Origin of the sequence: Bacillus sp. V26, assembly GCF_034296245.1 — a bacterium.
Classification (GTDB): Bacteria; Bacillota; Bacilli; order Bacillales; family Bacillaceae; genus Bacillus; species Bacillus halotolerans.
In genome coordinates this window covers 649,339-658,171 of the sequence record NZ_JAXKQF010000002.1, presented here as the reverse complement: position 1 = coordinate 658,171, position 8,833 = coordinate 649,339, and the positions used below count along the sequence as shown (strand labels likewise).

Genomic DNA, 8,833 nt, shown 5'->3' with positions numbered 1-8,833 from the left:
ATCGAACCACGACCGCCATCGTAGAACGCACTGTCAAAGAATACATTTATTATTATAACAACATTCGTATTCAAACGAAACTAAACAGCCAATCACCGATAAGCTATCGGCAATTGGCTGTATAAAAAGGTGTTTTGATCCCTGTCTCAAAAACGGGGGTCAGTCCCATATCAGGTGCTTTTCGCTTTCAGCTTATTCAAATAATCAATCGCATCCTGCATCGTATCAACAGGCACGATCTTCATGTCCGAATCAATGTCTTTCGCTGTTTTTACTGCATTTTTGTAATCAGAATTGCTGGCGCCGTTTTGATTCGGAGCGAAGAAAATGTCTTTGCCGGCTTTGTCTGCGGCAACAACTTTTTGGTCAATGCCGCCGATCGGGCCGACTTTCCCGTCAACATCAATCGTTCCGGTGCCTGCAATGTCGTAGCCTTTTGTTTCATCTGTTTTTGTCAGCTGATTATAGATTTCAAGCGACATCATTAATCCCGCTGACGGGCCGCCGATATTTTCGATTTCGAAATCAATATCAGGCTTTACCTTGACGTTTCTGTCCGTATACAGCGAAACCCCGATTCCGGCACGGCCAGGCTCATCAGGAAATTGTTTTAACGCAAGGGTGACCGTCTTTTCTTTTTCTTCTCTTTCGATTTTTAACTTTACTTTATCCCCGGCTTTTTTGCTGCTGATATAATCGATCAGCTTTTCAGCAGACTGATAGTTTTTTCCGTCCGCACTGATGATTTTATCGCCGACTGCTATTTTCCCTTTCGCCGGCATGTTTTCGACAACTGAGCTTGCGTAGATGCCGTTAAAGGAATAGCTTACTTTTTTTCCTGCCTTTTGATATGCGGCGATGACGGCATTTTCCTGGGAGCTTTTCATCATTTGCAGCTGCCGTTTCATATATTCCTTATCTGATTCGCCTTCTTCCTTGATGCTTTCATCAGGAACAATTTCATAATAGGGGTGCATTTTAGCCCATGCGTATGTAAATGGATTAGCCGGTCCCACTTTGACAGTCATTAAGGACAGACTCCCTGTTTCCGAGTAGCCCCCCTCCACTTTTATCAGTGAGCCGAGCTCTGTCGCTTCTCCCGGTTTTGTAATATAGTATGGCAGTTTTATAAATGATACAACGGCAATCAGTATGAGGATGACAAGCATCCAGCTGAAATGTTTTTTACGTAGCAAGTTATTAGCCCTCCCAATTCTCTATTTCTTTTTTTATCTGGCTGATGGTTCGGTTTGTTGCCTGCTCGCCCGCTGTTATCATCTCTTCAATATTGGCAAACGAGCTGGAGCTGTATGTTTCAAGAGAAGGGCGAATCATGATATCAGCGGCGATCGTCTGATGTCGCACCAATTCATTTTGGAGTATATCCATACTTTGCATGATTACATCAAAAATATGCGCCGCCGTTTCGGTTTTCCGAACCCTGGAGACATCTGAAGCGATGATAATGTCAGCCCCCATATCTTTTACAACAGAAACCGGAATACGGTCGACCACCGCGCCGTCTACGAGAAGCCGCCCGTCCAGCTTCTGCGGAATAAAAATGCCTGGTATGCTGATGCTTGCCCGAACCGCATCTGACACTGATCCTTTGCGGAAAACAATCTTTTCTCCTGTCTGCAGATCACACGCGACAATTCCAAGAGGGATTTTGAGTTCCTCAATCGGTTTGCCGAATGTATAAGCATGCACGAGCTGCCTGACGCGGTCACCTCTCAAAAAACCGAGTTTCGGTACCGTATAATCAGCATAGAGCCGCCGTTTGAAAGCCTTGGCGACTTTTTTCATCGTTTCCACGTCATGCCCCGCGGCATAGAAGCTGCCGACCAAAGCGCCCATACTGCTCCCCGCAATCATATCCACATCAATTTGGTGCTTATGTAAACTGGAAAGCACGCCGAGATGAGCAAGTCCTCTGGCGCCTCCCGATCCTAACGCTAACCCGATTTTAGGTTTGGCCAACATGTTAACCTCCTGCCCGAATTCCCTGTATACGGAATTCTATGGTCTAAACTGAACCCCTATGCTCGTATATTAGTACAAAGGGTCAAGAGGACAGGTACTGCTTGGCCGTTTCGAGTCATACCATATTTTATCATGATATACATGTCATTGTGCATTTTTAGCGTCGGGGAGGTAAGAATGAACTTGTCGAAGATTCATACACTTTTGATTGCTGCGTTTTTTATTTTTTTAACAGCGACTGTCATCTCACATCCGCAGGCCTCATTCGAAGCCTCTAAAACCGGGCTGTCTATGTGGTGGGAGGTCGTATTTCCGTCTTTGCTGCCGTTTTTCATACTGTCTGAGCTATTAATTGGCTTTGGTATTGTAAGGTTTGTCGGTGTTCTCCTTGAGCCTTTTATGCGCCCTATTTTCCGCGTGCCGGGTGTCGGCGGCTTCGTTCTGGCCATGGGCATGGCATCAGGGAACCCCGCGGGCGCAAAACTGACGGCAAGGCTGCGGCAGGAAAAACAGATTTCAAGAGTAGAAGCAGAACGGCTTGCTTCCTTCACCAATTCATCCAACCCGCTCTTTATTTTTGGAGCTGTCGCCGTCGGCTTTTTTCAGAATGCGTCATTAGGTATTTTATTAGCATCTGCACACTATTTGGGCAATTTGGCTGTCGGTTTAACGATGCGCTCCTACGGGCGTAAAGAAGAGCGCCAGCTCATGAGAAACAAAACCATATCTTTGCCTTCTATCAAAGATGCTTTACATGCGCTTCACACCGCAAGGCTTGCGGAAAAACGGCCTTTAGGAAAAATTTTGGGCGACGCTGTAACCTCATCCGTTCAAACGCTTCTAATGGTAGGCGGCTTTATTATTTTGTTTTCTGTCTTTAATCGTTTGTTATCCGTCGTACAGCTGACCGATATTCTCTCTATTGTTACAAAAGGCGCACTGACCTTGTTTCAGCTTCCCGCTCAATTGGACATTCCTCTATTATCAGGAATGTTTGAAATCACATTAGGAAGCAAGCTTGTCAGCGAGACAGATGTCTCCCTTTTGCAAAAAGCTGTTGTTGTCAGCTTTATCCTCGGATTCAGCGGCTTTTCCGTTCAGGCTCAGGTGGCAGGCATTTTATCAGAGACGGACATCAGATTTAAACCATTCTTTATCGCGCGTGTGCTGCAAGGCATTTATGCCGCCGTTTTTGTCATTCTGTTATGGAAACCTCTTTACACCGCGTGGAATGACCATGATCAGTACGTTTTTAAATCTCTTGATACAGGTGAGCTGCCGACAGCTCTTATCAGCGGATGGAATCTGCTTGTGCAGATTGGCCCTGCTGTCACGTTATGTGCACTGTTTACGTACATTTTCATTTTTTCTTACAGACTGACAAACGGTACAAAAAAAGGATGAGCTTAAAAACACTCATCCTTGCCTGAATTTTTCCTGAAGCGCCTTCTCGACTTCCGGCGGTACAAATTCTGACACCGCACCTTTATACTTTGCCACTTCTTTTACTATGCTTGAGCTTAAGAAAGAATATTGGTTATTTGTCATCATAAAAAAGGTTTCAATTGATTCATCAAGCACACGGTTTACGGATGTTCCCTGCATCTCGTACTCAAAATCAGACACCGCTCTCAAGCCTCTTAAAATGGCTTTTGCATTTTTTCTTTTTGCATAATCAATTAACAGCCCTTGTGACGTTTCAACTGTTATGTTCGGAATGTCTTTTGTCACTTCTCTCAAAAGCTCACAGCGTTCTTCTACACTGAATAGCGGCTTTTTTGAAGAATTGTTCAGCACACACACATACACTTGATCAAATATATTGGCCCCGCGTTTAATGATATCCAGATGCCCGTAGGTCACCGGATCAAAACTGCCGGGACAGACAGCTATACTCGTCACATCACAACCCCCTCTTTTTATAGATCGCCACCCCTGTCAGGCCGTAGGTTTCTTTTCTTGTTATCACTAGATCACCTACTGCTTCGGGAAGCTCGACGTCTTTGTCATGCTCTGCGACGATAAAGCCGCCATCCTCCAGCATTTGTTGTTCGTCTATCACACTTAAGAGCACCTTCAGTTTTTGTTCCTTATACGGAGGATCAAGAAAAATCCCGTGAAAACCCGCTTCTCTTTTCGCAGCTGCGTGCAAAGCACGTTCCGCATCATTACGGTACACATCTGCATATGCTGTAAGCTCTAATGTTTTCAAGTTCGATTTCACCGTTTGAATCGCTTTAAAATCACGGTCAACAAATACACAATGGTCAAACCCTCGTGAAAGCGCTTCAATACCAAGACCTCCGCTTCCTGCGAATAAGTCAAGCCCCCTGCCCCCATCAAAATAAGGGCCAATCATATTGAAAATGGATTCCTTCACTTTATCGGTTGTCGGTCTCGTTGATGTTCCTGGCACTGCCTTTAGTGAACGGCCTTTTTTTGACCCAGAAATTACTCTCATGTTCCACACCACTTTTTCTAAAAGCTATTTTGTTTCCTTGTTCGGCCGGACGCCGTTATGTATAAGAAAAAAACCAATCCTATCTTATCATAAAGCATTCTTTCAAACAATGAGCGCTAATCTTCATATACAAGTGTATAAGCGGAATGATCATTGTCCATACTATAAGCAACAGCATCCAGAGGATGTTGTTGCCAACCGCGGAGAAGACTTACGTTTCCCCATAAGTTCTTCCTCCGGTTTCTCCTCTCCCTTTGCCTTCTCCTTAACTTGTTAAGGAATAGAAGGACCCCGCAGAAACCTGCGGGGATTTTTTTATACAGCTATATTCCGATTTTATAATCATATTCTTTTGCTTTATCAAGCTTTGACTCAAATTCCAATTTTAAAAACGGTTTATATGAAGGCTCAACTTTCTTAACAAAAGAATAAGATGAGATCTTGTCCATCGTTTTTTCAATTTGGCCCATATCACAATACAGCACGACATATTTTAAGCGTTTTGACACATAATGCACATTTCCGAACTTTCTCAGCATTTTGCTTTGCTTTAAAGAATGAAGATACACAATCATGCCCTGGCGTCTATTCTCCAATACATTCACCTGCCTGATTTCTCTTATATGTAAAAGACGAGACGGCCAGTCTCGTCATGACACTTTGCATCCGCAGCCGCCACCTGATCCGCAGCCGCCTCCGCATGAAGACAAACCGTCAAAATAAGGATTCCCAGTCGGAACTTTAATATGCTCTGATACAGCTGTCCCAATTTCAACGCTGATTTCATCAAGAATAGACTGCAGTTCCGTCTCTGCTTTTTTGAAGTCGGCCACCTTATCGTTCAGGTCGAGCTCCCGTTTGATCTCCCTCATTTTTCGGGATATTTCTCTATAGTCAGGATGATATTTGCCAAAACGCTGCACATCCTCATATTGCTCTTTTATTTTGATAAAAGAACGAATAATCCGCCCTGCCTCTTCATCTTCCTGGAGACGCTTGTAACAATTGCGGTAGTTCTCAGCCGTCTCCGACTGCAGAATCATCTCGGCAAGCTGCTGAGCTTCACTTTGAAGCCGCACGGATTCCATCGTCGCATACATAGCACGCACCTCCAGTTGTTAGTTTACCATGAAACCAGCCAATTGGAAAATGCTTAGCCGCCCTTAAAAATAGAGTTGTAAAAGCCTCCCCAGTTTACACAATGAAAAAGACCCATTTTCGGGTCTTTTAATCTTTTGTCCGCATCGCTTGGAACATTTGCATCATCATTTGCGCCATTTGAATCCCGTTCGTAAATTGATTCACCCGATGCGGAATGGTTTTTTCGTAAAAATTCATCATCTCAAGCTGAAATGAAGCCAGGTCATCCGGCTTTCTCGCAAGCTTCCGGTACCATATCGGCTGTTCTCTTAAGAATCGTTTTCGTTCTTTATCTGCTAAAATAAATTCCTGAACGTCTTTGCGCATATAAGCTCTCCTTTATTAATCCTTCCGAAAAGTAAAAGGATGCTGTCCGGGTCCTGGCTGAGATTGCTTCTGTCCGCTTCCGGAAAATGTGTTGAGAAGGCTTTGCAACGATGAGATCGACTGGCTCATTTTATTGATCTGTTCATTCATTTGATTGACATCCATCTTTTTCACAGCTGTAACCATTTTAGAAACAAAATCATTTTTTTCTGATGTTTCGGGTACCGCTTCTGCGGCTTCCTCCGGTTCTCTGTACGGGTCCCAAATTGGGTCTTTCTCTCCGAAAAGGACCCAATTTTCGTACACGTCCTGCCAGCTTCTTTGTTCTATGCGCACTTCTTTGATCAGCTTGGGATGTTTTTTAACGAATTGTTTAAAGTCATTAATTGAATGATTGGCATGTTGATTCGCCACAATCCTCACCCCCTCCGAAAAATATACCTACTACAATGTATCGGTTTGTGAGCCATTGTGTTCGCCTAATATTCACCGAAAGATCATTTTCTCGTAAAACAAGAAGCGCAGAACAACAGAAGCTTCCTCCCTCGATAAAGCCGGGGCCTTAATTGTTCCTGAAATCAAGATTCCTGCCTTTTGCAAATGTTTGGGATGCCGCATTCCAAAGCCCGTCAGAACAAGATCCCTAATCGGATCCGGCCGGTCTTAAAGTCTCCTCATCAAAAAAGAGCTGGACTGATCCAGCTTCAGCTCCTTAAAGTTCATTTTTTGGTAATGTTACTCACAGTATCCATTGAGAAAGCTTCGTCTGCTTCAATTGCCTTGTTCTAAAGCCTTTGCAGAAACAATAAAAAGCCGCAGAACCTGTTGTCCGCGGCTGATTTCAGCGTTTAATAAAGTTTTGAGTGTAATACTTCCGGTCTACACCGACGCCAAGGTGCGTGTAGTCTGAATGTAGAAGCGCTTTTCGATGGCCTTCACTATTCAGCCAGCCTTCTACAGCTGCCGGACCGTCCACATAATTGTACGCGATATTTTCTCCCGCTTGCTCAAAGTCGACATCCCCTTTTTCTAAGCGGTCCTTCAGCGTGCCGTATTTCTTCGATACATGGGAGAAATAGTTGTTTTCTTTCATATCCTCACTGTGGCCAAAAGCCACTTCGGCCGTCGGCTGATCCCACTCAAGTTTAGCTAACCCATGTTTGACACGAATAACATTGGTCAAATCGAGTATTTGCTTTTCACTCGTTGATTGGATCTCTTTCCACTTATCTTCCGTAACGGTTTGCGGTTCTACTAACTCACCGCGGTACACTACCTCATAAGGTCTTTGCTTGACAAAGGTTTGCGCATCAAACGCCCTGATGCTGGATAGCTTCCCTTCAAATTTGTCCATATACAGCTGGACGTACATCTTCCCTACTTTTACAGTCGGTCTGGTGTTGATATCCTCTTCAGAAAACTCAAATCGATAGGAATTCCCTTTATACTCTACATTTACAAACGGAGCCACCTGGGTTGTCTTAAATACTTCTCCCGTTGACTCACCGATTTTGAAGGGCTTTGCGTTAATATCATTTCCCGCCGCAAATAATGTGACCACTTTATTGTGCAGCATCCCGATTTGCACATACTGGTCTTTTCCCTGATTGTAAACCCACCATTCGTAATCATAAGCCGAAGGGTCAATACGTTCCGGTTCCCCAAGTTTTTTCTTTACATCGTCGGCGGATTTGCCCATAAAGGACAATAATCCTGAAGTCGGCATATGTATTCGTTTGCCGCTTGCCGCTTCCTCGTTAGAGACTTGAGGTTCGCTGTCATTTGATTTTTTTTCAGGAACAGCCCCATATTGAATAAACAGAACATAAGTTCCGCAAATAATCAAGAGGATAACCATGGCTCTTAATATATTTTTCAATCTATCACCCCCGTGATGTGAATTGCATGTCTTGCCTTATTTTTCATTACAATACAGCCTATTTAACATGTCAAAGATTTATGTGTTAATGCAAAAAGCCTTGCTCTCTGTTTTCGTCCTCTGAAATATCTGATAAAGCACTGCCGGCACGTTCATTTGTTTGTTCAGATAAGGAAAGATCGCCAAGCGTGACAATACCAGTCAGCTTGTTGTTTTTGGTTACAGGTATGCGCCTGAGCTGATGGGATGCCATTAAATGAAGAACCTCATCAACTGGCGCGTCCTCTTCCACACTGACAGGTTTTTCAGTCATAGCGTCAGTGATTTTTTGCGAGTTTGGCCTTTTTGAGGCGATGCCTCTTAACACCAGATCACGATCGGTTACGATGCCGACCAGTGTTTCTCCATCCTCATCAACTACCGGAATGGCTCCTACATCCGCGTCTTTCATCTTTACCGCAGCTTCATATACATTATCTAATACCGTGCAATATTGCAAGTCAGCTGTCATCAGATCTTTTATTTTTGTCATCCGTAAAACCTCCTTTTATCTAGTGATATTTTCGTCAAATTTTCATTTTTGCATACTTTCAAAAGAAGAAGATTCATTGAAAGTTTAACGCTTTCATACTATGATTGTCAGGAAAGGTAATTTTTATAAGGAGGGGTCAGTGTTGAAGTTTACTGATAGCGGACTTGAAGGGGTAAAGGCTGAGCTCAGCCTCTTGGACGATTTGATGGAAAGCAAGGGACTCATCAGAGCCGGTCAATGGGATTATGAAAGAGTGACCTATGACAGAAAGTTTTCGACGATTGAGGGAACGTTTTACCTGCGGGTTCAAGGCATTGCGACAGAGGGCGATGTCGGAAGCGGCCGCGCCGTTATTCAATTAATGCCCCCTCTATTAGGAAAACACTATTACCCGCACGGAGTGGAATACGGAGAAACAGAAGAATTCCCAGTGCAGGTTGTGACCAAAAGCAAGGCACTCATCCAGGACATCTCCGACATGCTGAAAACAGTTCAAATGTAATAAAAAAGG

At 43.9% G+C, this 8,833-nt stretch carries 13 protein-coding genes; 3 read left to right on the top strand and 10 right to left on the bottom strand.

The window, feature by feature from the left end; all coding sequences use genetic code 11:
• The coding region (locus tag UJ203_RS10815; protein ID WP_216395029.1) for an IS3 family transposase at positions 1-125 on the top strand (125 nt) is incomplete at its 5' end.
• A 45-nt stretch (positions 126-170) separates the two neighbouring features.
• Here the strand turns inward: UJ203_RS10815 and ddcP are convergent.
• Together ddcP and UJ203_RS10805 are read right to left on the bottom strand one after the other, a co-directional pair.
• Complete coding sequence (ddcP, locus tag UJ203_RS10810) at positions 171-1,196, bottom strand: protease DdcP (RefSeq protein WP_322010606.1); 1,026 nt, start codon at positions 1,194-1,196, stop codon at positions 171-173.
• A gap of 4 nt (positions 1,197-1,200) precedes the next feature.
• Positions 1,201-1,980, bottom strand: coding sequence for a patatin family protein (locus UJ203_RS10805; RefSeq protein WP_322010604.1), 780 nt, complete (start codon positions 1,978-1,980; stop codon positions 1,201-1,203).
• Positions 1,981-2,160: 180 nt separating this feature from the next.
• Here UJ203_RS10805 and ylbJ point away from each other — a divergent pair, with 180 nt between their 5' ends.
• The gene (gene ylbJ, locus UJ203_RS10800) at positions 2,161-3,387 is read left to right on the top strand and encodes a sporulation integral membrane protein YlbJ (protein WP_024121296.1); all 1,227 of its coding nucleotides are present in this window, start codon (positions 2,161-2,163) and stop codon (positions 3,385-3,387) included.
• A gap of 12 nt (positions 3,388-3,399) precedes the next feature.
• Here the strand turns inward: ylbJ and coaD are convergent, their stop codons facing one another.
• The 8 genes from coaD to UJ203_RS10760 all read right to left on the bottom strand — a co-directional run bounded on the left by coaD (position 3,400) and on the right by UJ203_RS10760 (position 8,322).
• Positions 3,400-3,885, bottom strand: coding sequence for a pantetheine-phosphate adenylyltransferase (gene coaD / locus UJ203_RS10795; RefSeq protein WP_024121295.1), 486 nt, complete (start codon positions 3,883-3,885; stop codon positions 3,400-3,402).
• Position 3,886: 1 nt separating this feature from the next.
• Positions 3,887-4,444, bottom strand: coding sequence for a 16S rRNA (guanine(966)-N(2))-methyltransferase RsmD (gene rsmD / locus UJ203_RS10790; protein ID WP_322010601.1), 558 nt, complete (start codon positions 4,442-4,444; stop codon positions 3,887-3,889).
• A gap of 323 nt (positions 4,445-4,767) precedes the next feature.
• Positions 4,768-5,040, bottom strand: a complete 273-nt coding sequence (locus UJ203_RS10785; protein ID WP_024121293.1) for a YlbG family protein — start codon at positions 5,038-5,040, stop codon at positions 4,768-4,770.
• A 54-nt stretch (positions 5,041-5,094) separates the two neighbouring features.
• On the bottom strand, positions 5,095-5,544 hold the full coding sequence (ricF, locus tag UJ203_RS10780; protein WP_010334140.1) for a regulatory iron-sulfur-containing complex subunit RicF: 450 nt from the start codon (positions 5,542-5,544) through the stop codon (positions 5,095-5,097).
• A 127-nt stretch (positions 5,545-5,671) separates the two neighbouring features.
• The gene (locus tag UJ203_RS10775; RefSeq protein WP_322010596.1) at positions 5,672-5,911 is read right to left on the bottom strand and encodes a YlbE-like family protein; all 240 of its coding nucleotides are present in this window, start codon (positions 5,909-5,911) and stop codon (positions 5,672-5,674) included.
• A gap of 15 nt (positions 5,912-5,926) precedes the next feature.
• Entirely contained in the window at positions 5,927-6,325 is a 399-nt protein-coding gene (locus UJ203_RS10770; RefSeq protein WP_322010594.1) for a YlbD family protein, read from the bottom strand.
• A 427-nt stretch (positions 6,326-6,752) separates the two neighbouring features.
• Entirely contained in the window at positions 6,753-7,790 is a 1,038-nt protein-coding gene (locus tag UJ203_RS10765; protein ID WP_024121290.1) for a CAP domain-containing protein, read from the bottom strand.
• Positions 7,791-7,875: 85 nt separating this feature from the next.
• On the bottom strand, positions 7,876-8,322 hold the full coding sequence (locus tag UJ203_RS10760) for a CBS domain-containing protein (protein ID WP_010334136.1): 447 nt from the start codon (positions 8,320-8,322) through the stop codon (positions 7,876-7,878).
• A gap of 139 nt (positions 8,323-8,461) precedes the next feature.
• Between UJ203_RS10760 and UJ203_RS10755 the strand changes: the two genes are divergently transcribed.
• A complete protein-coding gene (locus tag UJ203_RS10755; RefSeq protein WP_081638298.1) occupies positions 8,462-8,824 on the top strand; it encodes a YugN family protein in 363 nt (120 codons plus the stop codon).
• Positions 8,825-8,833: the final 9 nt, after the last annotated feature.